23 protein-coding genes and 1 pseudogene are annotated in these 25,378 nt (G+C 65.5%); 7 read left to right on the top strand and 17 right to left on the bottom strand.

The window, feature by feature from the left end; translation table 11 throughout:
- Positions 1 to 83: 83 nt before the first annotated feature.
- Together ACT9TC_RS11490 and ACT9TC_RS11485 are read left to right on the top strand one after the other, a co-directional pair.
- Complete coding sequence (locus ACT9TC_RS11490; RefSeq protein WP_458040624.1) at positions 84 to 734, top strand: ScbR family autoregulator-binding transcription factor; 651 nt, start codon at positions 84 to 86, stop codon at positions 732 to 734.
- Positions 735 to 763: 29 nt separating this feature from the next.
- Complete coding sequence (locus tag ACT9TC_RS11485; RefSeq protein ID WP_458040623.1) at positions 764 to 2,062, top strand: FAD-dependent oxidoreductase; 1,299 nt, start codon at positions 764 to 766, stop codon at positions 2,060 to 2,062.
- A 42-nt stretch (positions 2,063 to 2,104) separates the two neighbouring features.
- On the opposite strand, the gene ACT9TC_RS11480 is transcribed toward ACT9TC_RS11485, so the two are convergent.
- The 3 genes from ACT9TC_RS11480 to ACT9TC_RS11470 are packed head-to-tail and all read right to left on the bottom strand — an operon-like array spanning position 2,105 to position 4,642.
- Positions 2,105 to 3,526 (bottom strand): aminotransferase class III-fold pyridoxal phosphate-dependent enzyme, encoded by a 1,422-nt coding sequence (locus ACT9TC_RS11480; RefSeq protein WP_458040622.1) that lies wholly within the window; start codon positions 3,524 to 3,526, stop codon positions 2,105 to 2,107.
- Positions 3,414 to 4,145, bottom strand: coding sequence for an APC family permease (locus ACT9TC_RS11475; RefSeq protein ID WP_458040621.1), 732 nt, complete (start codon positions 4,143 to 4,145; stop codon positions 3,414 to 3,416). Before ACT9TC_RS11475 ends, ACT9TC_RS11480 begins: the two co-directional genes overlap by 113 nt.
- A 17-nt stretch (positions 4,146 to 4,162) precedes the next feature.
- The gene (locus ACT9TC_RS11470; RefSeq protein ID WP_458040620.1) at positions 4,163 to 4,642 is read right to left on the bottom strand and encodes a hypothetical protein; all 480 of its coding nucleotides are present in this window, start codon (positions 4,640 to 4,642) and stop codon (positions 4,163 to 4,165) included.
- Between the two features lie 147 nt (positions 4,643 to 4,789).
- Between ACT9TC_RS11470 and ACT9TC_RS11465 the strand changes: the two genes are divergently transcribed.
- A complete protein-coding gene (locus tag ACT9TC_RS11465) occupies positions 4,790 to 5,800 on the top strand; it encodes a LacI family DNA-binding transcriptional regulator (protein WP_458040619.1) in 1,011 nt (336 codons plus the stop codon).
- Between the two features lie 141 nt (positions 5,801 to 5,941).
- Here the strand turns inward: ACT9TC_RS11465 and ACT9TC_RS11460 are convergent, their stop codons facing one another.
- Positions 5,942 to 6,856 (bottom strand): oxygenase MpaB family protein, encoded by a 915-nt coding sequence (locus ACT9TC_RS11460; RefSeq protein ID WP_458040618.1) that lies wholly within the window; start codon positions 6,854 to 6,856, stop codon positions 5,942 to 5,944.
- A 389-nt stretch (positions 6,857 to 7,245) separates the two neighbouring features.
- Between ACT9TC_RS11460 and ACT9TC_RS11455 the strand changes: the two genes are divergently transcribed.
- Positions 7,246 to 7,812, top strand: coding sequence for a TetR/AcrR family transcriptional regulator (locus ACT9TC_RS11455; RefSeq protein ID WP_458040617.1), 567 nt, complete (start codon positions 7,246 to 7,248; stop codon positions 7,810 to 7,812).
- A gap of 143 nt (positions 7,813 to 7,955) precedes the next feature.
- Here ACT9TC_RS11455 and ACT9TC_RS11450 read toward each other — a convergent pair whose 3' ends face one another.
- The 9 genes from ACT9TC_RS11450 to ACT9TC_RS11410 all read right to left on the bottom strand — a co-directional run bounded on the left by ACT9TC_RS11450 (position 7,956) and on the right by ACT9TC_RS11410 (position 17,310).
- The gene (locus tag ACT9TC_RS11450; protein ID WP_458040616.1) at positions 7,956 to 8,780 is read right to left on the bottom strand and encodes a DeoR/GlpR family DNA-binding transcription regulator; all 825 of its coding nucleotides are present in this window, start codon (positions 8,778 to 8,780) and stop codon (positions 7,956 to 7,958) included.
- Between the two features lie 16 nt (positions 8,781 to 8,796).
- Complete coding sequence (locus ACT9TC_RS11445) at positions 8,797 to 9,597, bottom strand: triose-phosphate isomerase family protein (protein ID WP_458040615.1); 801 nt, start codon at positions 9,595 to 9,597, stop codon at positions 8,797 to 8,799.
- Positions 9,590 to 10,063 (bottom strand): ribose-5-phosphate isomerase, encoded by a 474-nt coding sequence (locus ACT9TC_RS11440; protein ID WP_458040614.1) that lies wholly within the window; start codon positions 10,061 to 10,063, stop codon positions 9,590 to 9,592. Before ACT9TC_RS11440 ends, ACT9TC_RS11445 begins: the two co-directional genes overlap by 8 nt.
- On the bottom strand, positions 10,060 to 11,799 hold the full coding sequence (locus tag ACT9TC_RS11435; RefSeq protein ID WP_458040613.1) for a dihydroxyacetone kinase family protein: 1,740 nt from the start codon (positions 11,797 to 11,799) through the stop codon (positions 10,060 to 10,062). The genes ACT9TC_RS11440 and ACT9TC_RS11435 overlap by 4 nt, the downstream gene beginning before the upstream one ends.
- Positions 11,800 to 11,899: 100 nt before the next feature.
- The gene (locus ACT9TC_RS11430; RefSeq protein WP_458040612.1) at positions 11,900 to 12,898 is read right to left on the bottom strand and encodes a substrate-binding domain-containing protein; all 999 of its coding nucleotides are present in this window, start codon (positions 12,896 to 12,898) and stop codon (positions 11,900 to 11,902) included.
- A gap of 57 nt (positions 12,899 to 12,955) precedes the next feature.
- Complete coding sequence (locus ACT9TC_RS11425) at positions 12,956 to 14,077, bottom strand: ABC transporter permease (protein ID WP_458040611.1); 1,122 nt, start codon at positions 14,075 to 14,077, stop codon at positions 12,956 to 12,958.
- 19 nt (positions 14,078 to 14,096) lie between these two features.
- Positions 14,097 to 15,626 (bottom strand): sugar ABC transporter ATP-binding protein, encoded by a 1,530-nt coding sequence (locus ACT9TC_RS11420; protein WP_458040610.1) that lies wholly within the window; start codon positions 15,624 to 15,626, stop codon positions 14,097 to 14,099.
- Positions 15,623 to 16,282, bottom strand: coding sequence for a DUF2291 family protein (locus ACT9TC_RS11415; RefSeq protein ID WP_458040609.1), 660 nt, complete (start codon positions 16,280 to 16,282; stop codon positions 15,623 to 15,625). Before ACT9TC_RS11415 ends, ACT9TC_RS11420 begins: the two co-directional genes overlap by 4 nt.
- Entirely contained in the window at positions 16,279 to 17,310 is a 1,032-nt protein-coding gene (locus tag ACT9TC_RS11410; protein ID WP_458040608.1) for a zinc-dependent alcohol dehydrogenase family protein, read from the bottom strand. Before ACT9TC_RS11410 ends, ACT9TC_RS11415 begins: the two co-directional genes overlap by 4 nt.
- Positions 17,311 to 17,458: 148 nt before the next feature.
- On the opposite strand from ACT9TC_RS11410, the gene tkt reads away from it, so the two are divergent.
- Positions 17,459 to 19,552: a transketolase gene (gene tkt, locus ACT9TC_RS11405; protein ID WP_458040607.1), complete on the top strand. Its 2,094-nt coding sequence runs from the start codon at positions 17,459 to 17,461 to the stop codon at positions 19,550 to 19,552.
- A gap of 11 nt (positions 19,553 to 19,563) precedes the next feature.
- Positions 19,564 to 20,571: an NAD(P)-dependent alcohol dehydrogenase gene (locus ACT9TC_RS11400; protein WP_458042924.1), complete on the top strand. Its 1,008-nt coding sequence runs from the start codon at positions 19,564 to 19,566 to the stop codon at positions 20,569 to 20,571.
- On the opposite strand, the gene ACT9TC_RS11395 is transcribed toward ACT9TC_RS11400, so the two are convergent.
- The 3 genes and pseudogenes from ACT9TC_RS11395 to ACT9TC_RS11385 all read right to left on the bottom strand — a co-directional run bounded on the left by ACT9TC_RS11395 (position 20,542) and on the right by ACT9TC_RS11385 (position 23,635).
- Positions 20,542 to 21,060, bottom strand: a complete 519-nt coding sequence (locus ACT9TC_RS11395; RefSeq protein ID WP_458042923.1) for a serine hydrolase — start codon at positions 21,058 to 21,060, stop codon at positions 20,542 to 20,544. The two genes, ACT9TC_RS11400 and ACT9TC_RS11395, sit on opposite strands and share 30 nt — an antisense overlap.
- Positions 21,061 to 21,124: 64 nt before the next feature.
- Positions 21,125 to 22,023: pseudogene (locus ACT9TC_RS11390) on the bottom strand (ribonuclease J); the annotation flags it as partial.
- A gap of 148 nt (positions 22,024 to 22,171) precedes the next feature.
- Positions 22,172 to 23,635: a SulP family inorganic anion transporter gene (locus tag ACT9TC_RS11385; protein ID WP_458042922.1), complete on the bottom strand. Its 1,464-nt coding sequence runs from the start codon at positions 23,633 to 23,635 to the stop codon at positions 22,172 to 22,174.
- Between the two features lie 217 nt (positions 23,636 to 23,852).
- Here ACT9TC_RS11385 and ACT9TC_RS11380 point away from each other — a divergent pair, with 217 nt between their 5' ends.
- Positions 23,853 to 23,990 carry a hypothetical protein gene (locus ACT9TC_RS11380; RefSeq protein ID WP_458040606.1) on the top strand — a complete coding sequence of 46 codons (138 nt, stop codon included), beginning with the start codon at positions 23,853 to 23,855 and terminating at the stop codon, positions 23,988 to 23,990.
- Here ACT9TC_RS11380 and ACT9TC_RS11375 read toward each other — a convergent pair.
- A complete protein-coding gene (locus ACT9TC_RS11375; protein ID WP_458040605.1) occupies positions 23,972 to 25,378 on the bottom strand; it encodes an MFS transporter in 1,407 nt (468 codons plus the stop codon). The genes ACT9TC_RS11380 and ACT9TC_RS11375 overlap by 19 nt on opposite strands.

The following is a 25,378-nucleotide window of genomic DNA, read 5'->3' as shown; positions in this document are numbered from 1 at the left end:
AAACATAGTGCTCGCTATCTTATTTGTCGACGGATTCCGCCGAACGGGCGCCCTATGCTCGGTGGACGGAGAGGAAGCCCACCGTGAAGCAGCAAAGAGCGATCGCGACACGCGAGGCGCTCGTCCTGTCCGCCTCGCGCGTCTTCGCCGCCGGTGGTTATCGTGCGGCCACCCTGAGCCAGATCTCCGCCGACGCCCAGGTGACACAGGGTGCGCTGTACTTCCACTTCCGTTCGAAGAAGGATCTTGCGGCAGAGGTCATCCGGCAACAGCATGAACTCTCGATCGCCGTCGGCCAATCCTGCCTCGAGAACTGCACCTCGGGCGTCGAGGGGATGGTTCTGCTCTCCGGAGCGCTCGCCGCACAGATACAGTCCAACCCGATTGTCCAGGCGGGGCTGCGGTTGAGCACGGAGTCGGCGTCGGATCTCGCGGATGCCTCGGTCGCACCCTACGTCGAATGGATCTCGACCTCGCGCCTGTTCTTCGAGAAGGCCGAGCTGCAGAACGAGTTGGTGCGCGATCTAGACGTCGGCATGGCCGCCGAGGTCGTGATCTCGTCCTTCTCCGGGACGCAGTTCGTATCGGTAGCGCTCGCCGGCGGAGTGGATCTGTTCGACCGACTCGCGCGGATGTGGACCGTACTCCTACCCGCCCTGGTCGGCGGCGATCGCGACGTGATCAGCCGGGTGCCGGAATTGCTCCGGTCGGGTTCGCAACTGATGGTCGAGTGAACAGTAACCGACGAGGACGGATGGGGATTGTGGCCGCGGATTCACAGCACGACGTGATCGTCGTCGGTGCAGGACTCGCCGGGTTGCGCGCGGCGATCAAACTCGGGCACGCGGGCCTCGGCGTGACGCTCGTCGAGGCGTCCGACTCGGTCGGCGGACGTCAACGCACGGACGCCGTCGACGGGTTCCTGCTCGACCGCGGGTTTCAGGTGCTCAACCCGGCGTACCCGGCCATCGGCAAATGGGTCGACGCGCAGGCGCTGCGCCTGCAGAACTTTCCGGCTGGCGTCCACGTGCGCCGCGAGCGCGGTCTGGTCTCCATCGCCGACCCCCTGCGGCACCCGTCGACCCTCGCGGCGTCCCTGCGCAGTGGCCTGATCACTCCGCGCGGAATCGTCGGACTCGCACGCTGGATCACGCCCGCGCTGGTCGCACCGCGCCGTGCCGTGCGGGGCCCCGCACGCGCGGGCCGGGCGGGCTGGGACGGGGCGGTCCGAGACGGATGGGACCGCGCTGGCCTCACCGGACCGCTCCGCGACGAGGTACTCGAGCCTTTCCTTGCGGGCGTCATAGCCGATGGCCGTTTCGACACATCCGACGCATTCGTGCGGATGCTCGTTCGCCTGTTCGCCGTCGGCTCACCGGGTCTGCCCGAGCGGGGCATCCAGGCGGTGCCCGCACAGCTCGCGGCCCTCGCTCGGACGCTGTCGGTCGACATCCGGCTGGGGCACGCCGCACGACGGGTGTCGGGTTCTGCGAGCGCCGTCGCGGTCGATGTCGCCGGTGCCGACACTCTCCGGGCGCGCGCGGTGGTGGTGGCGGTCGGGCCTGAGGCGACCGCCGGTCTGACGGGAATCGCGGAGCCCGCGACGCGCGGCTTGCAGACGTGGTGGTTTCAGACGGATACGCCGCCCACCGCATCCGGGATGCTGGCCGTCGACGGGCGCCGCCGTGTGCCCGTTGTGAACACGGCCGTCATCTCACACACCGTGCCCACCTACGCACCGGCGGGCCAACACCTCATCGAAGCGACATGCCTGCTCCCCGGAGGGGACGCCGCGGCACCCGACGAGCGCGACGTGCGGGCTCACCTGAGCGGGATCTGGGGCACGGATGTCGGTGCCTGGCAGTTGCTGCGTCGCGACGATATCCGTCACGCGTTGCCCACACAGAATCCGCCACTGCAGGCTCGGTCACCGCGGGTACGCGCCGGGGTGTACGTCGCGGGCGATCACTGCGACAGCGCCTCGATCGAGGGCGCTCTCGTGTCGGGCGACCGTGCGGCGAGAGCCGTGATCGCGGACCTGTGTGACTCGCGACGACGCTGAACATCCGGCGCCAGCACGGGGAACGCTCACGGCGCCCTCACCTTAGCTCAGCACGGCGTCCAACGCGTCCACAAAGAAGTCGGCAGCGGCCTCGTCGAAGCTGAGCGGCGGCTTGATCTTGAGCACGTTCATCGAGTTGCCCGTGGGCTGCGCGATGATTCCGCGCTGGGGCAGTCGTTCGCAGATCTCGGATGTCTCGGCCGCGGCCGGCTCGAGAGTGACGCGGTCGCGCGCCATCTCCACACCCAGATACAGGCCCTCGCCATGCACCGTCCCGATTAGCTCGTGCAGTTGCGCGAGCGCCTCGGGACGATCCTTCGGATACCGGTCCACGCGCTCGGCGTTCCCCGGAAGGTCCTCTTCGAGGATGACGTCCAGAACAGTGGTCCCGACCACGCACGCGACGGGGCTGCCACCCGTTGACGAGAAGAAGTACCCCTCGGCCGCATAGCTCGCCGCGATCTCCCTCGTCGTGACACCGGCACCCAGCGGATGCCCGTCACCGAAAGACTTGGCGAGCGAGACGATGTCGGGCACCACGCCCTGCTGCTCGAAGCCCCAGAAGCAGCTGTCCAGCCGGCCCAGCCCGACCTGCACCTCGTCCGCAATCGTCAGGCCACCAGCGCGACGCACCTCGGCATACACGGCCTGCAGGTACCCCTCCGGCAGTGTCACACCGCCGGCGCTGCCATAGACCGGCTCGCAGATGAACGCGGCCGGCGGCCGGCCCGAAGCGGCGAGCTCTCGGATCACCGCGGTCGCGTCCTCGGCGTACCAATGCGCCTCGCCACCCCGGTAGCCGCCGCTGAAGGCGTTCGGGACATCGACCGTATGCACCCAGTCGGGTCGGGACTCCAAGGCACGCAGATTGTCCGAGCTCGAGGTTGACACCGTATCCGCCAGGTACGTCCATCCGTGATAGCTCTCGCGCACCGAGACCAGATCTTCGCGCGCCGTGTGCACGCGCGCCAGGCGCAGAGCCAGTTCGACGGCCTCCGAGCCGGAGTTCACGAGGAATACCGTGTCGAGGCTCTCCGGAAGCAGCGCCGTGAGCTTCTCAGCGAGCGCGACGATCGACTCGTAGCGGAACCGAGAGTTCGAGTTGAAGGTGCGCCACTGCTCGGCGATCGCACGAGCGACCCGCGGATGGCTGTGGCCGAGCACCGTGACGTTGTTGACCATGTCGACGAACACGCGGCCATCGTCGGCGATCATGTGGTGCCTCCACCCGCGCTCGATGCGCGGAGGCTGCGCGTAGTAGTGCTCCAGCACATCGGCAAGCAACGCCTCGCGGCGCGCGAGCAGATCGTCGCTGCTCTCGGCGGATCGCGACGAAGTCTCGGACGGAGACTCATCCCCGAGCCTGAGCAGCGCCGAGGAGTTGCCGAGATACGGCACCCACCGGGCGGCGAAGTCCGGCAGAACGAAGGCGGGAACGTCCGCATCGAACGCGTTCGAGATCACGGTGAGGCGATACCGCCCACCCGCAGATAGCGTGCCGATCGACGCGCGACGACGGGACGCCCCATCCCGGCTGCTCAATCAGTCCGGCGACCCAGGGGGCGCCCATCCGGTTGGTCCGGTTGAACAGCGCGGGAAGGATCGAGTCGCGTGACAGCGCGAAGCTGTTGCGGTTGATCGCGTTGTGGAAGGCGAGCTGGCCGGCAAAGATGCTCGAGACGATCAGCACGAACATCACCGATACGCCCCAGTCACCCACGTACGTGCCCATCGCGATGAAGAAGAACGCGGCCGGGTCCTCGGCGATGACGCCCTGCACGGCCGCATCTCCGAATGCATGGATGACGAGCCACAGCGTCCCCGTGTAGAAGATGGCCAGGAATGCCACGGCGATGTACGTCGCCCGTGGGATCGAGCGCTCGGGGTCGCGGGTCTCGCTCCGGTACAGCACCGTCGACTCGAAGCCCATGAAGGCGGCGAAACCGAAACCGAGGATCGCGAACATGCTCGGGGTGAAGATGTTCTCCGGCGCGAATGTGCCGAACTCCAGTTGGCCGGCCCGCTGGCTCAGGATGGACACGGCGAGGATGACCAGCAGGACGATCTCGAGAACGAGAAGCACCCCCAGCACCTTGGCGCCTAGTCGACGCCGAGTGCTGCGAGGCCGAAGACGAGAACCGCACCGCTCACCGAGAGAATCCACCACTGCACGTCGAGGCCGAAAACCACGGAGAACATTCCCTGTGCCATGACACCGAAGAGACCCCAGAGCCCGATCTGCAGAAGGTTGTAAGAGATCCACGCGAGAAAGCCGGCCGCCAGACCGATGACCCGACCGAGCCCAACCGAGATGTAGGTGTAGAACCCACCCATCGGCTTGAGGTTTCGCGCCATGAAGAGGAAGCCGATGGCGAAGATGGCCAGCACCACACCGGCGACGCCATAGACGATCGGCGCAGAGACGCCTCCGATGAGTACGGCGAGAGGTCCGATACCGGCGAGCACGCTCAGCGGGGCTGCGGCCGATATGATCAGGAAGACGACTCCCCAGGTACCGAGGGCGGCCTTCTTGAGCTTTCCGGTTGGTTCATCTGTGAGGAACGACGAGTCGAGTGTCATGGCAGATCTTTCTGTCAGGTGATGAAGCTACGGGTGACGCTGCGGTTCATTGGGGGACAGTGTGCCGTACATATGACCCGGTGCACAATCGATTGTGCAATATTGATGTCTCACAGCGACCCTAGGATCGACCCGAGGAGGCTGACGATGTCATCCAGGCGAGTTTCGACTCTGCAAGACGTCGCCGACCTCGCAGGCGTTTCGCGTGGCACCGCGTCTCGGGCGCTCACCGGCGAGGGTCGCGTCTCGGAAGAGACGAGATCACGCGTACGCCAGGCTGCGGCAAGTCTCAGCTACGCCATCAACCGAGGTGCCCGCAACCTTCGACAGGCTCGAGCCGGTTCGATCGGACTGTGGATGCCTGGCGGCATGAACTTCATGGACTACTACATGAACTTCGCCGCCGGTGTCGTAGACAGCACCACAGACAAAGAACTGACCGTTTCTCTCGTTCCCGCAGACTTTCCGGCAGGCAAGGCACGGAGCCTCCACGTCGACGGATTCGTGATGGCAGACGTTGTGGATGGCGATGAATTGGCCCGAGCGATCCTCGAAACCGGGCGTCCCGTCGTTGTATCAGAGCTCGTTCCGCCGGGTATGCCGGAGCCCACCGCGATCGTGGCCGGCAACCATCAGTCAGCGATGAACACTCTCCTTGACCGCCTACGGCTCGGGGGGGCAACGTCGATCGCCCTGGTCAGACCGCCCGTCAGCCAGACGTGGGTGCGCATACCCGCCGAGGCAGCCACCGCCTGGGCGACCACGCACGGCCTCCCCCTGACATTCGTCGATCTCACCGGGGTGCCGTCCGCGGAGGATCTGCATCACATAGTTCAACAGCTTCGGTCGATCCGTCCAAAGGTCGACGCAATCGTCTGCCTCCCGCAAGGCCTCAGCGTCGGCATCCTCTCGACATTGCGCGAGTTCGGATTCTCCGTGCCCGACGATATCCAGCTCGTCTCCTACTCTGATAGCCCGACCCTTCAGATCGTGCAACCGCCGATCTCCGCTCTGGACCTGAGGGCGAAGGATGCGGGCCGGCGGGCCGGCGATCTTCTCATCGAGATCATCGAGGCCGGCGGGACCGCCGAGCAAACGGTCGAGACCTTCGATCTGATCTACCGCGAGCGGGCATCCACGTGTGCAGTGAGGATGTAGGACCGATTCCAGACCTCCCCCGACCCCCGCTCTCGAACGCGCTTCCGCCCGCCCGGACGTATCGGTCGAAATCGGCGGCCGATACAGCGCCCGAGCGGACGACGGCGAGCTGCTCTACATCCGCGCCTGAGGGGCGAGGAGCTACACGGCTCCTGCGAGCGCAGCGGCCTGCAGCCGTCGGGCGTTCTGAATGAGGTCCACTCCGTCCGGTCCCCACAGCAGACGCGCCAGACGGGCTTCGTTCTCGGGGCTTTGTAGCTCGCGGATGCCCTCCGCGTGCTGGGCGAGGATCTCGTCGGACGCATCAATCTGCGCCCGGCTCATTCCAGACGCCACCTGGAGCTTTTCCGGGAGGATCGCGTGCGTGACGTCGCTCCAATCCCCGCACACCTCGGCCAGGGCATCGGTGGCCAGCTTGTGCGAGGGATCCCAGTTCTGCTTCCCGACGGTCTCGTACTGGGCGATCATGTTCATCCCAGTCTCGAGATCAGCGAACACGCTCTCTCTGAGTCCGAAGTAGGGCAAGTACTTTTCGTATAGAGCGCCCAGTTCTGCCATGTTCGTGGGGATCTCGGACTCGTCAGTGCCGACGAGACGCAGGTAGGCACCGATTTCCAGCACGTACTGATCGCGCTCTTCCGGCGTCAGGGGCTGGGGCGGCTGGTCGCCGTTCCAGGCCAGATTTTCGTAGACGCACAGGATCGCGTGCATCTCGGTGAGCGCTGCCCACATCGCATCGCGCGGCTGGTCAGCCGCATAGCCGCCGAGCGAAGGATCTTCGGGATCGATGACCGGCCCCACCACGTGACCGTGGATGCGGTGCAGGTGAGCGGCCATGTTCTCTGCCGTTGCGGTGTCACCGAGCCACATCGGGGCGTGTATCCCGGCGTTGCGCTGGAAGCGCTCGAAGAAGTCGAACATCGTGAACGTCCCCTTGCGCGCTTTCCGCGAGATCGGGTCCAGGTCAGGGATGCCCGCGGTGACGGGCTTGTAGAGGAACTGCAGCGACGCCTGGGCTGCCGTCTCGAAGACGATCGTCGCGGGATGAAGGAGCACTCGCCAGGCGACCGAGCGAGGGCCGAACAGCCGTAGTCGGGCACGCCGTCACTGTCGAGCGACCCTCCCGCGGGAACGACCTCCCCGAACCTGCGCCAACGCGCGGTATCTCCGAGCATGAGCTCTTCGGTAACAATCGGGATGCCCGGCTTTCGGGCTTCGGCAGGTGCATCCATGAAAAGACCCCCTTGTCAATACGTACGCAATTCGTACGTAACAGGTCTATATCTACTCGCCTGTTACTGCAAGGACTTTCCGGCCCGCCGAAGGGGAGCCCGATAATGGAGGAACCCGACGATTGAGTGGTGGTAGCGGCAGTGGCAGATCAGAAACAGAAACAGAAACCGGCGGGACGACCCAGAGACCCGGAGATCCGGAAGCGGGTTCTCTTGGCCGCTCAACGCGTGTACGTGCGCGCCGGATCCAGCGGCTTCAGCTTCGAAGCCGTGGCCAGAGAGGCGGCCGTCGGGAAACCCGCGATCTATCGGCGCTGGGCCTCCTCCCAGGAGCTCATGCACGACGTGCTGTCCTCCCACGCACTGGTGCCGGACAGGTCATCGCAGGGCAATATCGGCACGGTGCTGCGAGCGGTCGCCATGTCTTCGCTGCGCCTCGTCCACTCCGAGGAGGGCGCGTTCATTCTGCGAATGAGCTCCGAACGCGGCCTGCACCCGGAGTTGTTCAATCAGTACTTCGAGCGCGTTGGCAACGTCATCCATTCTCAGAACCGGGCGCTCATCGTAGAGGCGATCAGTCGGAGTGAGCTCGCGGAGGACTGCAACCCAGACATCCTCATTCAAACGATCACGGGCTCGGCCCTCGTGAGCTCACTGATGGGCTTCTCCGTGCCGCCCGAACAGGATGAGGAAGCCGCTGTGCGGTATTGCGACGATCTCGTCTCGCAGCTCCTGCGGGGCGTGTCGAGCGACCCGTCGTCTGCGGCACGCACGGCGTAGCGTGACGCCGCCTGGCATCGGGTCAGCAGCGGTTCGGATCCCGAGCATCGCGATGCTCACGAGACGGGCGAAACCGCGTCGATCAGAGCGAGAAGAGCGTTCGGTCGCTGCTGGCATCTCCCGTACGTACCCCGCCACATCCCTCACGGGCGCGAAGTGCGCCGTGCGACGACAACATTGACTCCTTTGTCGCGGAGGCGGTCGATGTGGACGGGATCAGTACCCGTGTCTACGATCACGGCATCGAACTGGGCGAGGGGCAGCATCGCGTGCAGCGCACGGCGCTCGAACTTGGTGTGATCCGCCAGAAGGATGCGGCGGTGGGAGGACTCGAACATCGCGCGTTTGACGTCGACGGTTTCCTGCGTTTGATGAAACGCGACGTCGTCCGAAATGGCCGACGTCGACATGACGAGGAGGTCTGCCCGGAGGCTCCCAATCGTCGTCGTCGTGATGCGTCCCATGTACGCGCTGCACCAGTTGTAGTACTGACCTCCGAGCCCGAGCATCGTGATGCCGTTGGCCGAGCGCAGCTCCTCCATGATCGTCAACGTGTTGGTGATCACGGTGAGCGGCTTCTTGGGCGCGAGGTGCGGGAGCAGGTGCAGAGTCGTCGTCGAGTCATCGAGCATGATCGCCTGTCCCGTCTCGATGAAATCGAGTGCGGCATGGGCGATGGCCTCCTTCTCCGCGAGCTGCCTGCTGGCTCGGTAGACATCGCTCGACTCGACGAGAGCGGATGACAGCGCCGTCGCGACGCCCCTACTCTTCCGGAGCAGGCCGCGTCCTTCGAGTTCGTCGAGATCGCGATGCACGGTCATGACGCTGATATCGAACCGCGTCGCCAAGTCTTCGATGCGCACCGCGCCGGCCGCCATGACGGCCTCGGTGATCTCCCGCTGCCTCTGGGCCTGACGACCCTGCCGGGCGTCGCCGGCGACGGCCCGCTCCTCACGCATCGTCGTCATCTCAGACCTTCCGTTTTCACGTCCTCAGCCGCGCGGCTTCATCGACGGTGCGCGCGAAGTCCTCGGGGTCGTGGGCGAAGCGCCCCATGAAGAGGCCGTCCACGCTGCTACCGAGATTGCTCAGAGACCCCGATCGCGCACTCCCTCCGTAGATTACCCACGAGTCGGTGATGCGGGGGTCCCCATCAAGGATCTCGCGTAGAGCCGCGACCACGTCTCTGACGTGGCCGGCAGGTGCCGGTTGCGGTCGACCGATCGCCCATACCGGCTCATAAGCCACGATGACTTCGCCGCGAACGGCATCATCGAGTCCGGCGAGCGCGGCCGCAAGCTGGGCCGTGCTCGCCGCCACGGCATCCTCGACTGGCCTCTCGGTTTCCTCACCGATGCAGAGGATCGGCGTCAGACCGCTCCTCGTAGCTGCGGCCAGTTTTCGCGCGACCACTTCGTCTGTCTCGCCGAAAAGTCTCCTTCGCTCCGCGTGACCCACCTCGACGAACGTGCAGCCCGCATCGAGGAGATCGGCTCCGCTCACCGCTCCCGTGTAAGCCCCGCGCTCCGCCCAGTGAAGATCCTGAGCACCGACCGCGATGGGCGTCCCCTCGAACGCATCACGCACCGCGTGGAGAGCGGGCAACGACGGCAGCGCGAAGAGTCTCACTCTGCCATCGACGACGGCCGGATGCCCCCCGACTGCGGCCGCGACACCGTGCGCCCATGCCTGGCTGGCGGCATTGTCGAGGTAGAGCTTCAGGCTGACGCCGAGGAGCAGAGGCTTGGTGGCCGGGACGACACTCGGGGGCACTGCGTCACCCACAGCTACCCGTCTGCTCGTACGAGGTCATCTCGGCAACCTTCTCTGCCGACGCCGATGTCTCGTCGAACTCGTAGTCGAGCCATTCGCGGGCGAGACGGCGGGCCAGTTCGAGGCCGACGACACGCTGCCCGAAGGTCAGTACCTGCGCGTTGTTGCTCAACACGCTCCGCTCGACGCTGAAGCTGTCGTGCGCGGTGACCGCACGAATACCCGCGACCTTGTTCGCCGCAATCGCGACCCCGAGTCCTGTGCCACACACGAGCAGAGCCCGGTCCGACAGCCCGTCGCGCACGCGCTCGGCAGCAGCGACCGCGATGCGCGGGTAAGGCGTGTGCCCCGAATCGTCCACGCCCACATCGATGACCTCGGCGACGCGGTGGTCGCTGAGCAGATCGGCCTTGAGCGCCTCCTTGTACTCGAATCCTGCGTCATCCGATCCGACGACGATTCTCCACTGGCGCGTCATGACCGCTCCTCTCTTCTGGCCGCGAGCACGACGCCCACGGCAGTCATCGCGAGGGCGAACGAGGCGGCCCCCGGGTCGGGTGTGCCGAGACTCTTCGCCACGTGCGGACGTGCGCGCCCGAGCCTGGGCACAAGGTCACTCGTCGCTTCTGCTGCGGACGTCGCATCCGACGCCGCCGCCGTCCAGGCCTCGACAGTCGGCGTACCGCTGTCGGTGTAGCGGCGCAGACTCTCGACGAACGGCACGAGAGCGTCGACGAGCGTCTTGTCGCCCACTTCCGCCTTGCCGTAGCCCTGCACCATCGCCCGGGCGGCATCCACCGCAGCAGCAAGAGCGGGGCCGTCGGGGGCCGAGGTGTCGCCGATACTCTCACCCGCGGCCCGCAGTCCCGCACCCCAGAGGGCGCCGGAGGTTCCCCCGGCTCGAAGTGCCCACGCGTCTCCGGCGAGAGCCAGAACGGTGCCTGCACCCGCGCCCGCGGTATGCGCGCTGACAGCCGCGTCCGCGGCCGCACGCGCGCCGCGCTGCATGCCGATACCGTGGTCACCGTCGCCGGCGATCGCGTCGAGACGGCCGAGTTCGTCGGCGTTTCGGTCGATGACGTCTCGGATCGCCTCGACGATGGCGACGACGCTCGCCGCGGCGGCGGCGGACTCCTCGGATGCCTCCGGCAGGGCCGCGCTGGCATCTTCGGCGATCAGGTCACCCAGAAGGTCGCTGCCCGCAACGACGGCGCCCTTGCGGTAGGCCGGTGTGTAGGCGGGCGAGGCCCAGGCGGCCTCGAGCTCGTCGTCGAGCCAGTGCAGCGTCAACGAAACACCCGCCATCTCGAAGCTCGTGGCGTACTCGCCGACCTCGGGCTCGACGACGACGACACCCGCTCTTTCGAGCTCGCGCGCGACGGTCAGATAGATGACGAAGAGTTCTTCGGCTTTAACGGCGCCGAGGCCGTTGAGAATGACAGCGACGCGGGCCCCGGCTGTCGAGGCGATGCCGTCCGGTCTCTCGCTCAGCTGTGCCTCCACGAAGAGGCGACCCAACTCGTCGGCCGTCGCGAGCGGACGTACATCGATACCCGGTTCGCCGTGGATGCCCATCCCGACACCCATCTGTCCCGCAGGGATCGTGAAAAGGGGCTCGGATGCGCCGGGGAGCGTGCAGCCCGTGAACGCCACGCCGAACGATCGGGTGCGGTCGTTCGCACGCTCAGCGATCGTGGCGACGGCATCGAGGTCGAGGCCCTGTTCGGCTGCCCACGCCGCGGCGCGGAATACTGCCAGATCGCCCGCGACGCCGCGGCGCTTGGCGCGCTCATCGGGTCCGGCGCTGTAGATGTCGTCCGTGACGCGCACCGTCCGGCACGGAATGCCCTCGGCGTTGAGCCGCGCCTCCGCCTGATCGAAGTTGAGCACGTCGCCGGCGTAGTTGCCGTAGCTGAGGAGCACTCCCGCCTCCGTTGCGACGGACTTGGCAACCGCGTACACCTGCTGCGCACTGGGCGAGGCGAAGACGTTGCCCATCGCTGCACCGTGAGCGAGTCCCGCGCCAACCAGTCCGGCGAACGCCGGGTAGTGACCGGATCCGCCGCCGATCACGACCGCCACCTGGCCGGCGGGGGTCGCCGTCGAGCGGGCGACGCCGCCCGGCACGCGACGCACGAGGGACCGGTGCACGGCAACGAAGCCGTCGGCCGACTCGTCTGCGAAGTCCGCCGGATCGTTGAGGACGTAGCTCATGGGAGTTCTTTCCGAAGTCTGGGGTGGGACAGGGGCGGATGCCACGAGGCATCCGCCCCTGTCGTGGCGTCGCAGAACGACGCCGGTACTCGTTCAGTGGTCAGCCGGAGTAGGTAAACGGGCCGGTCATGTTGGCGACGTTCTCCTGGGTGATCAGGATGCAGTCGAAGGACTGCTTCTCCGTCTCGGGGGCGTTGCCCGTACGAATGAATTCGTCGGCGAGCACAACGGCCTCTTTCGCGAACACGGCGACAGGCTGCAGCACCGTGTACGCCATCTCTCCGGAAGTAACCGCGGCGACCGCATCAGGGTTGCCGTCGAAACCGCCCACAACGACGCCCTCGAGTTTGCCCGCTTCCTTCAGCGCCGCGATCGCGCCGAGCGCCATCTCGTCGTTGCCGGAGATCACACCGTTGATGTCGGGGTTCGCCTGCATGAGTGCCTGCGTCTTGTTGCGGCCCTCGGTGCGATCCCAGTTCGCAACTTCTTCGCCGACCTCCACCAGATCGGGGTACTGACTGATGACGGTTGAGAAGCCGTTTGAGCGGGTCTGGGCGTTGTTGTCGGAGGGCGCACCGAACAGCTCGATGTAGTTGCCCGCCTCGGCCATCCGCGTGACCCATTCCTGAGCGCCGATGGCCGCACCCTGCGCGTTGTTGGACACGAGCTGCGCCTTCGCGATTCCCGACTCGTTGATCTCGGCGTTGACCAAGAACACCGGGATACCGGCGGCGTCAGCCTTTTGCACGGCGGCGATCGAGCCGTCGGCGTTTGCGGGGTCGAGGATGATCGCCACGGAGTTGTTCGAGATGGCGGTGTCAATCAGGGTGTTCTCGGTGTTCGTGTCGCCCTTGTGGGCACCGACGACCGCTTCGTAGCCGAGTTCGATCGCGGCAGCCTCGGCGACGTCGCCCTCGGTCTTCCAGTAGGGGTTGGCCGGGTCGTTGACGATGATCGTGATGAGGCCGCCGGCCTCGCCACCGCCGCCTTCACTGCTCGCCGATTCGGATCCGCTCCCGGCGCCGCCGGCGCATGCGGTGAGAGCGAGTGCTAGTGCGCCGGTGGCCGCGAGGGCGGCCAGAGCCTTCTTTCGCATCATGTGATGTGTCCTTTTCTTGAGTGGTCGGCAGCGTTCTTTGATGCCGACTGTTCGCGGTCAGGCGGTGGCGGCCGGAGCCGCCGTATCCTGTCCCGACGTCTGGGTGGGCGCTCCGGCCTTCGGCGTAGGAGCGGAGGTAGTGGGCGCCTTTCGGCGGCGACCGTACTGCAGCGTGTTCAGCAGGACCGCCAAGATGATGACCGAGCCGATCAGCACCATCTGCCAGTACGACGACACCCCGACGATCACGAGGCCGTCACCGAGGAAGCCGATGACGAAGGCCCCGAGGAGAGTGCCACGCACGTTCCCGCGGCCACCGGTGAGTGCTGCGCCACCGATGACGACAGCGGCGATGGCGGTGAGTTCGTAGGTGTTGCCGGCCGTGGGGCTCGCACTGGTCAGGGTCGATGCCAGGATGAGCCCGGCAATGGAGGCACAGATGCCCGAGATGACATACACCCAGATCTTGACCTTGCGCACCGGCACCCCCGACAGTTCGGCGGCGCGCTCGTTGCCGCCCGAGGCGTAGAGCCAGCGACCGAACTTCGTCCGTCCGAGGACGAAGCCGAGGATCAGAGCGACGATTCCCATAATGATGACGCCGATGGGGATGCCGAGGATGCGGTTGAACCCGAGCCAGTCGAAGCCGGTGTTGCCGAGCTCCGGGTCTCCGGCGAGGTCGTTGACCGTGAGACCGTTGGTCATCAACAACGCAAGGCCGCGCACGACGTAGAGCATGCCGAGAGTTGCCACGAACGGCGCGACTTTGAACTTCGCGATCAGGATGCCGTTGACGAAGCCGACCGCAGCTCCGACGCCGCACGAGAGCAACACCACGACGGGAACGCTGGGGAACAGGATGATTCCGAAGAAGTTGATCGGTACACCCTGTAGGAGGAATCCCGCGATGACGGCTGAGAAGCCGAGTGTGGAGCCGACCGACAGGTCAATTCCGCCGTTGAGGATCACCATGAGCATGCCCAGGCCCAGCAGCGCGTAGATCGCGACGTGCGAGGCCATGATGAGCAGGTTCTCAACGGTCAGATAGTTGGGCGTCAGCAGTGAGAACACCACGATGATGAGGATGAGCGCAACGAACGCACGGCCTTCGAGAAGGAGCTTCGCGACGGAGAACTTCTTCTTGTTCTCGATGATGGTGTTGGTGGTCGTGGTCGTCATTGTCCGGTCCAATCTGGGTTCAGGCGGCCGCGGCCTCGCCCGAGGCGGCCATGATCATGTCTTTGGTGACGTCGGGTGTGAACTCGGCCGAGATCTGTCCGCGACGCATCACGATGATCCGGTGGGCGATGCTCAGGCATTCGCCGACCTCAGAGGTCGAGTAGACGACCGCAAGACCCTGGCGGGCTCGCTCGGCGAGAAGGCGGAAGACCTCGCCTTTGGCGCCGACGTCGATGCCTCGGCTGGGTTCATCCAGGAGCATGACGCGGGGGTTTGTCGCGATGATCTTCCCGATGACGACCTTCTGCTGGTTGCCACCGGACAGTGCGCCGATCGGGAGCTCAGGCCCGGGGGTCTTGACGGTGACCGCAGAGATGAGTTCCTTCGAACGGGACTTCTCGAGACGCCTCGAGATGACTCCGCGCACGAGGCTGTCGTCGAGACTCGCGAGCGTGAGGTTCGTGCCGACGTCGAACGTCTGAACCAGTCCGTCACGCTGTCGGTCCTCGGGCACAAGGCCGATTCCCGACGCGATCCGCTCGGCGATCGAATCGCCCAGAATCGATCGCCCCTCCAGGACGATGTCTCCTGATGCGATCCCCCCTTTTCCCGCGATCGACTCGAGGAGCTCGGTGCGCCCCGCACCCATCAACCCGTAGATACAGACGATCTCGCCGGCACGCACATCGAGGTTCAACCCGCTGACGATCGCACGTTCGGGGTTTTCCGGGTCGAGAACCGTCAGGCCTTGCACGCTGAGGGCGACCTCGCCGAACTCGTATCCCTCGGGAGGTGAACCGAGGTCGAAGTTGTCGCCCACCATGTTGCGGACGATCCATTCGAGGTCGATACCGCTGCGCTCCCCGCGCGCGGTCATCGTGCCATCTCGAAGGACAACCGCGTGGTCAGTGACTTCGAGTGCCTCTTCGAGGTGGTGGGAGATGTAGACGATCGCCACCCCGCGGGCGAGCAGGTCACGGATGACCCCGAACAGCACCTCGACCTCGGCGGCGGCCAAAGCAGAAGTCGGTTCGTCCATGATCAGGATCCGCGAGTTCGCCGACAACGCCCGGGCGATCTCGATAATCTGCTGCTGGCCGACCCGCAGGTCGGCAACCAGGGTGTCGGGATCGATGGGCATCTGCAGCTCAGCGAGCAGGGACCGCGCCTGCCGAGCCTCTTCCGCGAAATCGACACCGAAGGGACCTGTGAGCTCACGCCCCATGAAGATGTTGTCTCGCACGGAGAGGTTGGGCGCGAGGCTCAGTTCCTGATGGATGATCGAGATTCCGCGATCACGCGCGTCGTTCGTCGACCCGAAGACCACCGACTCGCTGTCTAGCACGATCTCGCCGGATGTCGGCTGCTCGACGCCGGAGAGAATCTTCATGAGCGTCGACTTACCCGCGCCGTTCTCGCCGAACAGGGTCGTGACGGTACCCTTGCGGATCTCGAAGTTCACGCCCTTGAGCGCCCGGGTTCCCCCGTAGTTCTTCACGATGTTTCGGGCCTCGAGCACCACCTCGTCGAAGCTCTCTCCGCCGCTCATCGGACCGACAGCTCCACGGGAGTCACGAGCCAGCCGGCGGGATTCACGAGCGTGAACGCTCCGGTGACCTCGATCGTCTGGCCTGCGAGGGCGGTGGTGTCGACGTCTGCGAGAACGAGCGTCTTGAGCTCGTCGTTGAGCGCCGCAGCGGCGTTCTGGTAGTCGATCTGATTCTTGAACTGGCCGAACTGGATCTCGCCGGTGGCATCGCGCAGCTCAGTACCGTTGATGGCAGGGCCGGTCTGCACACGAATGAGAAGGTCTTCGGGGATGCCTTCGACCTGCACGGGGTAGATGCCCGACTGGCCTTCGCCGACGACACCGCTGAAGGTGACACTGTAGACGGGACCGCCCGAGCTGGCGATGGCGTACTCGGCTGCCGCGGCATCGGTGTCTGCCGCGATTGCATCCGCGAGTGTCGCGGCGTCAACCGCGCGGTCGATGATCCCCTCCTGGACGGTGGGGAAGTTCTCGGCTCCGAAGGTAGCGGGGTCGAATTCGACGTTGCCCTGTGCGAGCGGGTCGTCGCTGGGGACGACCTTGGTACCAAGCACGATACCGAGAACGACGAGCGCGATCACGCCGATCCAGATGCCGCGCTTCGCGCCTTGCCCGAGCTTTTTGCGTCTGGAGTTCGTGTCTGTCGCCACGGTCACAGCAGCACCTTCGACTCGGCGTCGTTCGGGCGAATCTGGAGCTTCCGGCCTTCGCCGCGACGGAACATCTCCAGCGCCAGCTCGTAGTCATCGAGCGTGAAGGAGTGGCTGATCATGGCCTTCGCGTTGATCGCACCGGCTTCGAACAGTTCCACGGCACGACCGAACGAGTTGAGAACGGCCATCGTGCCCACGATGGAGATCTCGTCGCGGTAGACGCGGAAGGGCGAGAACTGTGCGGTGCGGTCGGCGGGAGCGACGCCGAAATCCTGGAAGAATCCGGCCGGCTTCACTCGAGTGAGACCGTCTTCGATGGCGCGGATGTTGCCGGTGCAGTCGATCACGACGTCCCACTTCTCGCGGGTGGCATCGTCGGCCGAGGTGTAGCGCAACGCGATGCCGCACTCTTCAGCTGTTTTGAGACGCTCAGCGTTGAGGTCGACGATCGTGACCGTCGACGCGCCCGCCTTCGAGGCGAGCTGCGCCATGAGCAGCCCCATCGTGCCGGCACCGTAGACGAGAACGTGGTCACCGAGGCGACGGGGTAGCACGTCCCATCCGCGGATGGCGCACGCGAGCGGCTCGATCAGCGCGGCCTCGTAGAGGTCGGTCTCGGGCTTGAGTTTGTAGACGTTGGCGGCCGGCGCCGTGAAGTACTGCTGTGACGCGCCGTCGGAGGCAACGACCCCGAGGCCGTTCCAGAAGCGGCAGAGGTTCGAGTGCCCGTTCAGGCAGAACTCGCACTCACCACATGTCGTGCTGGGGTTGACGGCGACATGGTCGCCGATGGCGAAGTCGAAGACCCCGCTGTTCACGCCCTCGCCGAGGGCGATGATCGTCCCGGTCGCCTCGTGGCCGGGAACGAGCGGGAAGATCGTTCCCTCGAACTCTCCGTCGAAAACGTGAGTGTCGGTGCCGCAGATACCCACGGCCGCAGTCTCGATCAGGATTTCCTTGTACCCCGGGACGGGGGTGGGCCGCTCTTCCAGGGCCAACTCACCCTCGGAGGTGAATACTACTGCGCGCATCATTGCATCCCTTCGCCGCCCTCGTCGGCGGCTACCCTCATGTTATCTTTATGTGATCTTGAACGATGATCACGTTAGAATCACCATAGGTACATGATGCGGCGATGTCAACAGGCACCCGTAGAGCTTCGAAGGAGAGGTGGACCCGGTGTCGGATTTGCGTTGGGACGAAATCGATCGGCGCGCGGTGGATACCGCCCGGATTCTTGCGGCGGATGCCGTGGAGAAGGTCGGCAATGGTCACCCGGGTACGGCGATGAGCCTCGCCCCGGTGGCCTACCTGCTCTATCAGCGAGTGCTGCAGCACGACCCGGCGGATGCGGATTGGCTGGGTCGCGACCGGTTCGTCCTGTCGGTCGGTCACTCATCACTCACGCAGTATGTGCAGCTGTACCTGGGCGGATTCGGGCTCGAGCTCGATGACCTGAAGGCGCTGCGCACGTGGGGGTCGCTCACTCCCGGTCATCCGGAGTTCGGGCACACGAAGGGCGTGGAGATCACGACCGGTCCCCTGGGCCAGGGTCTGGCTTCTGCCGTCGGATTCGCGTACGCGTCGCGCTACGAGCGAGGGCTTTTCGATCCGGATGCCGCGGCAGGCACGTCTCCATTCGATCACTTCGTGTACGCGATCGCAGGTGACGGCGATCTCCAAGAGGGAGTGACAGCGGAGGCATCGTCTCTTGCCGGTCACCAGGAGCTCGGCAACCTGATCGCGATCTACGACTCCAATCAGATCTCGATCGAGGACGACACGAACGTCGCGTTCACCGAGGACGTCGCCCAGCGCTACAGGTCCTACGGCTGGGACGTGCGGGTCGTGGACTGGAAGAAGACCGATGTGTACGTCGAGGACGTCGCCGACTTGAACGACGCGCTCGAGGCGGCGCGAGCGGAGACCTCGAAGCCGTCGCTGATCATCCTTCGCACCATCATCGGATGGCCCTCGCCGGGCAAGCAGAACACGGGCAAGATCCATGGCGCGGCGCTGGGTGGCGACGAACTGGCCGCGACGAAGAGAGTGCTCGGGTTCGACCCCGAGCGGTCGTTCTTCGTCGCCGACGACGTCATCGCCCACACGCGCGGGCTCGCGGCGCGCGCCGCCGACGCTCGCGAAGAATGGCAAGCGGGCTTCGACACGTGGGCATCTGCGAACCCGGAACGCAAGGCACTTCTGGATCGCCTCGAGGCTCAGTCACTCCCCCACGGGATCGACGAGGCGCTGCCATCTTTTGAGCCAGGAAAGGACCTGTCCACGCGAGCAGCATCCGGTGTCGTCATCAATGCGCTTGCCGAGGAAATGCCCGAACTGTGGGGAGGATCTGCCGACCTTGCCGAATCGAATCTCACCACGATCAAGAGCGCGAAGTCGTTCATCCCGACGCAGTGGTCCACTCACGAGTGGTCGGGGGACCCGTACGGACGGGTGCTCCATTTCGGCATCCGCGAGCACGCCATGGGCGCGATCATCAATGGCATAGTGCTGCACGGCCCGACGCGCGCTTTCGGCGGGACGTTCCTCATCTTCAGCGACTATATGCGCCCCGCCGTGCGGCTCGCAGCGCTCATGAACATTCCCTCGATCTTCGTCTGGACGCACGATTCCCTGGCCCTCGGCGAGGACGGACCGACGCATCAGCCGATCGAGCAGCTGGCGACCCTCCGCGCCATCCCGAACTTCACGGTACTGCGCCCGGCGGATGCGAATGAAACCGCGGCCGCCTGGCTCGAGATACTCCGCCGCCATGACGGACCGACCGGTATCGCGTTGACACGACAGAACGTTCCGGTCTTCCCCCGAGGCGATGCCGGGTTCGCGACCGTCGACGGTGTCGCGAAAGGTGCCTACACGCTCATCGACGCACCGAACGGTGCGCCCGATGTCATTCTCGTCGCGACGGGCTCCGAAGTGCAGCTCGCCGTCGCCGCTCGGGCGACCCTGGCCGACGAAGGAATCGGTGCGCGCGTCGTATCGGCACCGTCGCTCGAATGGTTCGCAGAACAGGATGCCGCCTACCGCGAGTCGGTGCTTCCTGCGGCCGTCAAGGCTCGTGTGTCGGTCGAGGCCGGCATCGCACTCCCCTGGCGGGACATCGTCGGCGATGCCGGACGGTCCGTGTCGGTCGAGCACTTCGGCGCTTCGGCCGACCACAAAACCCTGTTCCAGCGGTACGGCATCACAGTCGAAGCGGTCGTCGACGCCGCGCGCGAAACCCTCAGTGCGTCAACGGAGGATGTCGCGTGATCCCCCGGAAGATGAGAGCGAGTGTGCTCATGGCACCCGGCCGCATCGAGCTCGACGAGCGCCCGGTGCCGACTCCAGCACCCGATGGGGTGCTCGTGCAGGTGACGGCTGTCGGGGTATGCGGGTCGGACGTGCACTTCTACCGCGACGGTCACCTCGGCGACTGGATCGTCGACGAGCCCCTTGTGCTCGGCCACGAGTCGGGGGGCACGATCGTCGCAGTCGGGACAGCGGTCGATCGGAGTCGGCTCGGCGAGCGGGTTTCGATCGAGCCGCAGCATCCATCACCGGGCTCGCGTGAAACGTTGCGCGGGGACTACAACCTCGATCCGCACATGTCGTTCTATGCAGTGCCCGGCACCGACGGTGCGTTTCAAGAGTTCGTCACGATTCAAAGCCACTTCGCGCATGCGGTGCCCGATCGAGTGAGCGACCACGCCGCAGCCCTGATGGAGCCGTTGTCCGTCGCGATCGCCACGGCACGCAAAGCGGGGTTCGCCCCCGGCCAGCGCGTGCTCATCACGGGGGCGGGCCCAGTCGGGATCGCCATCGCGCAGGTCGCCCGGGCGTACGGCGTTGCCGAGATCATCGTGTCCGACGTCGCCGCAGCGCGACGGGACGCAGCCCTGACTTTCGGTGCGACCGCGGTGTTCGATCCGATCGCGGAAGGCGACCACGACATCACCGATGTCGATGCCTTCGTCGACGCCTCCGGCGCGGCCGCCGCCGTACGCACCGGTATCGGCGCGCTCCGCCCTGGCGGCCGGGCAGTGCTCGTGGGCATGGGTCTTCCTGAGATCCCCCTGCCGGTCACGACCATTCAGAACCGAGAGCTCGTCGTGACCGGAGTCTTCCGCTACGCGAACACGTGGCCGACCGCGATCACGCTTGTCACGAAGGGGCTTGTCGACCTTGATCGCATGGTGACAGGCACATTCGGGCTCGCCGACGTGCAGGCTGCCCTCGAATCGACGAGCGCCGCCACGACGCTAAAGTCGGTCGTCGAACCCGGACGCTGACCCGATCGGGAGCGCGCCGTCGTCGGCGATGCACTCCCGCACGATCTGAGACAGGTGGATGGCGCGATCGTCAACGCCGCCGGGCGTTGTCATCGGGGCGGGGATGTATCCGAAGGCGAGGTCATACATCGGATCGGCGAACGCCAACGCACCGCCGGCTCCGTCATGACCGAACGCCTGGTAGCTGCCGAACAGCATTCTGGGCTGAGGCTTCATGCAGACCACGCCGAAACTCATCTCGTCATCTACCACAACATCGTGGCCGCTCATCCGCAACTGGGCCATCCGCGCGAGAACTTCTCGGCTAACGAACGGTTCGCCGAGGTGACCGAGCGCCGCGGCGTACAGACGAGCGAGCCCGCGGGCCGAGCCGGTGCCGCCTGCCGCGGCCGGTCCCCCACGCCGAACGGCACGCGATCTCGGATCGGCCGCCGCTGGAAGTTGTTGCCCTCGGTCAGCTCGACCGGACCGGCGAGCGGCGCCGGAAATCGACCCGCAAGACGTCGGGCGTGTGCGCGCAGGTCGCGCTCATCGATGCAACAGATGGCTAGCCGCCGTCACCGATTTCGATGACGTGATCGCGGTTGGCCATTCGCGATAGGGCAGCCAGCGGCTCGCCCTTCGACCCGGTGCAGATCATCACGACCTGGTCGTCGGGGAGCTTCTCCAGCTTCTTCAAGTCCACGAGGATCCCGTCGGGGACCCGCAAGTAGCCGAGTTCGTTCGCGATGCCCATGTTGCGGACCATCGAGCGACCGACAAAAGCGACCTTACGCCCGTGCAACTCGGCCGCATCGAGGATTTGCTGGATCCGATGCACGTGGCTCGCGAAGCTGGAGACGATGATGCGACGCGGCGCCGTGCGAAAAACTTCGTCGATCGCGGGCATCAGGTCCCGCTCACCGGTCGTGAATCCGGGGACCTCGGCGTTGGTCGAGTCGACCATGAACAGGTCGACTCCTTCCCTGCCGAGCTGCGCGAAACCGGCCAGGTCGGTGATGCGACGGTCCAGGGGGAACTGGTCCATCTTGAAGTCGCCCGTGTGCAGCACCAGACCGGCGGTCGTGCGAATGGCGATCGCCAAGCCATCCGGAATGGAGTGGTTCACCGCGAAGAACTCGAGATCGAAGGGACCCGTCGGGTGGCGATCACCCTCGGCGACCTCGATCATCGGGGGCGAGAGACGGTGCTCCTTGAGTTTCGCGGCGACGAACGTGAGCGTCAGACGCGAGCCGATGATCGGGATGTCTCCGCGTTCGCGTAGAAGATACGGGAGTGCTCCGATGTGATCCTCGTGCCCGTGCGTCAGCACAATTGCCGTGATGTCGTGCAAGCGGTTTCGAATGGCGGTGAAGTCGGGAAGGATGACGTCGATATCCGGGTGCATGTCTTCGGGAAAAGCACACCGCAGTCGACGATGAGCAGGCGCCCGTTGTGGTCGAAGACGGTCATGTTGCGACCCACTTCTCAGAGGCCGTCGAGGGCAAAGATCCTGAGCCCGCCGTCGGCAAGCGGCGGCGGCGCGGGCAGGTCGAGTTGGTGCATGAGTTTTCCGTTCGTGTGGCGCGTGGTGCCCGATTGTTCGGAGCGACGGTGCGGGTCAGTGTCCGCCGCCGAGGCCACCGCTCAGGCGTCCGTGCATGAGCGATGTGGCTTCGTTCATGCCCTCGAGAATGACGCGCTTGCCCTGGTGCTCGTACTTCGTCACGATCGCGTCGAGTGCGGCGACGGTCGATGCGTCCCAGATGTGCGAGTTGGACATGTCGATGATGACACGCTCGGGGTCGTGCGTGTATTCGAACTGAGTCGTGAGGTCGTTGCTCGAGGCGAAGAAAAGTTCTCCGTCGACCGTGTAGCGCACCGTGGGGACGGATGCTTCCTTGTCGGTCTTGCGGGTCACCGAGACGAAGTGCGCAACCCGGCGGGCGAAAAGCACCATTGCCGCGAGAACACCCGCGCCGACGCCGACCGCGAGGTTGTGAGTCCAGACAGTGATGACGACGGTGAGGAGCATGATTGCTGTCTCGCTCTTCGGCATCCGCTTCAACGTCGAAAGGCGGATGCTGTGCCAATCGAACGTAGCGACCGAAACGACGATCATCACGGCGACGAGGGCTGCCATCGGGATGGCACCGACAACCGGTCCGAGAGCGAGGATCAGCACGAGCACAAAGACTCCCGCCATGAAGGTAGAGATGCGGGTGCGTGCGCCGGATGCCTTCACGTTGATCAATGTCTGGCCGATCATCGCGCAACCGCCCATTCCGCCGAACGCGCCAGAGAGGATGTTCGCTGCGCCCTGACCGAAGGCCTCGCGGGTCTTGCGCGAGTGCGTATCGGTGAAGTCGTCGACGACCTTCGCGGTCATGAGTGACTCCAGGATCCCGACGACAGCCATCGCCGCGGCGTAGGGAGCAATGATCCCCAGGGTTTCGAGATTGAGTGGCACCACCGGGAAGAACAACTCCGGCAGGCTCTGGGGCAGGTCTCCCTGGTCGCCGACGGTCGGGACGTTCAGCGCGAAGACAACGGCCGCGGCGGTGAGCAGGACGATGGCGACGAGCGGTGCCGGGATGACCTTGGTCCAGAGCGGCATCAGGTACATGATCAGCAGGCCGATGACGACGAGCGGGTAGACGAGCCAGGGCACGTCGATCAGTTGGGGGAATTGTGACGTGAAGATCAGGATGGCGAGCGCGTTGACGAATCCCACCATGACCGAACGCGGGATGAATCGCATCAGCTTCGCCACACCGAGGGCGGCGAACATGATCTGGATGACCCCGCCGAGGAGGACCGTGGCGATGAAGTAGTCCATGCCGTACTCACGCGCGACCGGGGCGATGACGAGGGCGATCGCACCAGTGGCCGCGGTGATCATCGCGGGGCGGCCGCCGAGAAAGGCGATCGACACACACATCACGAAGGAGGAGAACAAGCCCACACGCGGGTCGACACCGGCGATCAGTGAGAACGCGATCGCCTCGGGGATCAGCGCGATCGAAACGACGAGGCCAGCAAGAACCTCGCGGGTCAGGATGCGGGGGCTGCGAAGAGCCTGCATCACGGTGGGTTCGATGCGGTAACGGGATCTGGGGTCTTGCACAGGGATGACGTCAGTCACAAGCGCTCCTGAGGATTCGGGATGGTAGGTGGGAGCGCAGCGTTGCGCGGTCGCCGACACGGTCGACGGGAGAAGGTGGGAGATTCTGGTTCGCGAAACAGGAATCTTCCACAACCCTACCGTAACGTTAGGTTTAGTCGCCTCGTCATCTCCAGGAGTGACGGGGGTAGACCCCTCGTCATCTCGCGGGAGCGAGCTGGACGTGATCCGCGCGGCCGCTCAAGAACGCAAGCAACACCTGCTCGACCACATGCAGGTCGCCGACGAGTTCTTGGATCAGCTCGACGACTTGTGAGCGGTCGCGCCCGGAACGGCACCACGCGTCGGGGTACGCACGATCACCGCGAGAACCGCGACGACGATCGGGATGCTTGCCGACCACGCGGCTGGCACGGAAAGATTGCCGCTCAAATCTTCCCCGAGCGCCAGCGCGTACGGGCCGAGTGAGGACGCTACCAGGCTGACGGATATCGCGAGTCCGCGGATCGAACCGATATGGGTGACACCGAAGTATCGAACAAACGAGGCTGCCTCCATCCCGCGGAGCGCGCCGCCCGCCAACCCCAGCACGAGGCCGTAGACGAGCGCCAAGACGCCGGGCTGGACAACCCCGACGAGTAACAGGGAAGCGGCCATCGCGACCATCGGAGCAACGATGAAGATCCGCGGGTTGAAGCGATCGATGAGTGCGCCCACCGCGAGCGTCGCCAGGAGAGCCGTGACGGTTTGCGGAAGGAAGTTCGCGGCGGCTTCGAGTGGAGTCAACCCGCGCTCCCCAAGCAGCGCGATCTGGTGGAATGCCAGCGCCGTGCCAAGCATCGAGGTGGAGGAGATCGCGGCGGTGAGCACCCAGAACATTCCGGTCCGCCGCGCCTGACCGCTAGTGAAGCCGCCGACGATGAGCGTTCCCGTGTCCGTCCGGGTGGGGTCCGGCTCGATCGAGGCCGGTCGCGGCAGCACGAGAGCCAAGGGCACGGCGATGATCAGTACAGCGAGAGCCTCGATCCGCCAGGCCCACCCAATGCCGACTGCCGCCACGAGCCGCTCCAGGAGCACCGGCGCAAGCGAGATGCCGGCCGAACCGATCGCGCCACTGATTCCGAGCGCCAGCCCGCGTCGCCGCCGCACGATCTGGGCGACGGCTGTGCTGGACGCCAGGCCCAATGCCCCCTGGCCGAACATCCGGACACCGACGTAGCCGACCGTGAGACCGACGATGTCCTGAACGAAGCTGAGGCCCACCAAGGTGAGCGCGAACACCACGGCGATCGCGATGATCACGCGTCGAACGTCCCACCGGTCCATGAGGCGACCCAGAATAGGCTGTACCGTCGCCCCCACGAGCGTCCCGATCAGATAACTCAACGACAACAACGTGCGGTCGATGCCGAGTTGGTCAAGAAGGGGATCGGTGAAGACGGCCAGTCCGGCCGTCTGGCCGGGAAAGGTCATCGCCGAGAGCCCGCCGCCAGCGAGAACCGGGACGATCCAGCTGCGCCGCGACGGCGTCACGGGAGCTCCGGAAGAGCGTGCAGTGGGCGTGACGTCCTCCTGATCGATGATGCCGCCGACATCTCCGACGTGATCCGGAGCGTTAGCGCAGAAATCTACCGTAACGTGAGATTTGACCACGCGGGCGGCGACCACCACCCCGACGAAGGATCCGAGAAGATCGGAGATCAC

The sequence above is a fragment of the Microbacterium sp. HM-570 genome, from assembly GCF_054165885.1.
Note: the sequence above shows the minus strand (reverse complement) of the source record. Positions and strands in the feature narration are given on the sequence as shown.

Bases quoted from the DNA above. Each gene is read 5' to 3' on its own strand.
- ACT9TC_RS11470 (WP_458040620.1), bottom strand. From the start codon at position 4,642: ATGACACTCGACTCGTCGTTCCTCACAGATGAACCAACCGGAAAGCTC.
- ACT9TC_RS11465 (WP_458040619.1), top strand. From the start codon at position 4,790: ATGTCATCCAGGCGAGTTTCGACTCTGCAAGACGTCGCCGACCTCGCA.
- ACT9TC_RS11450 (WP_458040616.1), bottom strand. From the start codon at position 8,780: ATGACGACGATGCGTGAGGAGCGGGCCGTCGCCGGCGACGCCCGGCAG.
- ACT9TC_RS11440 (WP_458040614.1), bottom strand. From the start codon at position 10,063: ATGACGCGCCAGTGGAGAATCGTCGTCGGATCGGATGACGCAGGATTC.
- ACT9TC_RS11435 (WP_458040613.1), bottom strand. From the start codon at position 11,799: ATGAGCTACGTCCTCAACGATCCGGCGGACTTCGCAGACGAGTCGGCC.
- ACT9TC_RS11430 (WP_458040612.1), bottom strand. From the start codon at position 12,898: ATGATGCGAAAGAAGGCTCTGGCCGCCCTCGCGGCCACCGGCGCACTA.
- ACT9TC_RS11425 (WP_458040611.1), bottom strand. From the start codon at position 14,077: ATGACGACCACGACCACCAACACCATCATCGAGAACAAGAAGAAGTTC.
- ACT9TC_RS11420 (WP_458040610.1), bottom strand. From the start codon at position 15,626: ATGAGCGGCGGAGAGAGCTTCGACGAGGTGGTGCTCGAGGCCCGAAAC.
- ACT9TC_RS11410 (WP_458040608.1), bottom strand. From the start codon at position 17,310: ATGCGCGCAGTAGTATTCACCTCCGAGGGTGAGTTGGCCCTGGAAGAG.
- ACT9TC_RS11400 (WP_458042924.1), top strand. From the start codon at position 19,564: ATGAGAGCGAGTGTGCTCATGGCACCCGGCCGCATCGAGCTCGACGAG.
- ACT9TC_RS11385 (WP_458042922.1), bottom strand. From the start codon at position 23,635: ATGCAGGCTCTTCGCAGCCCCCGCATCCTGACCCGCGAGGTTCTTGCT.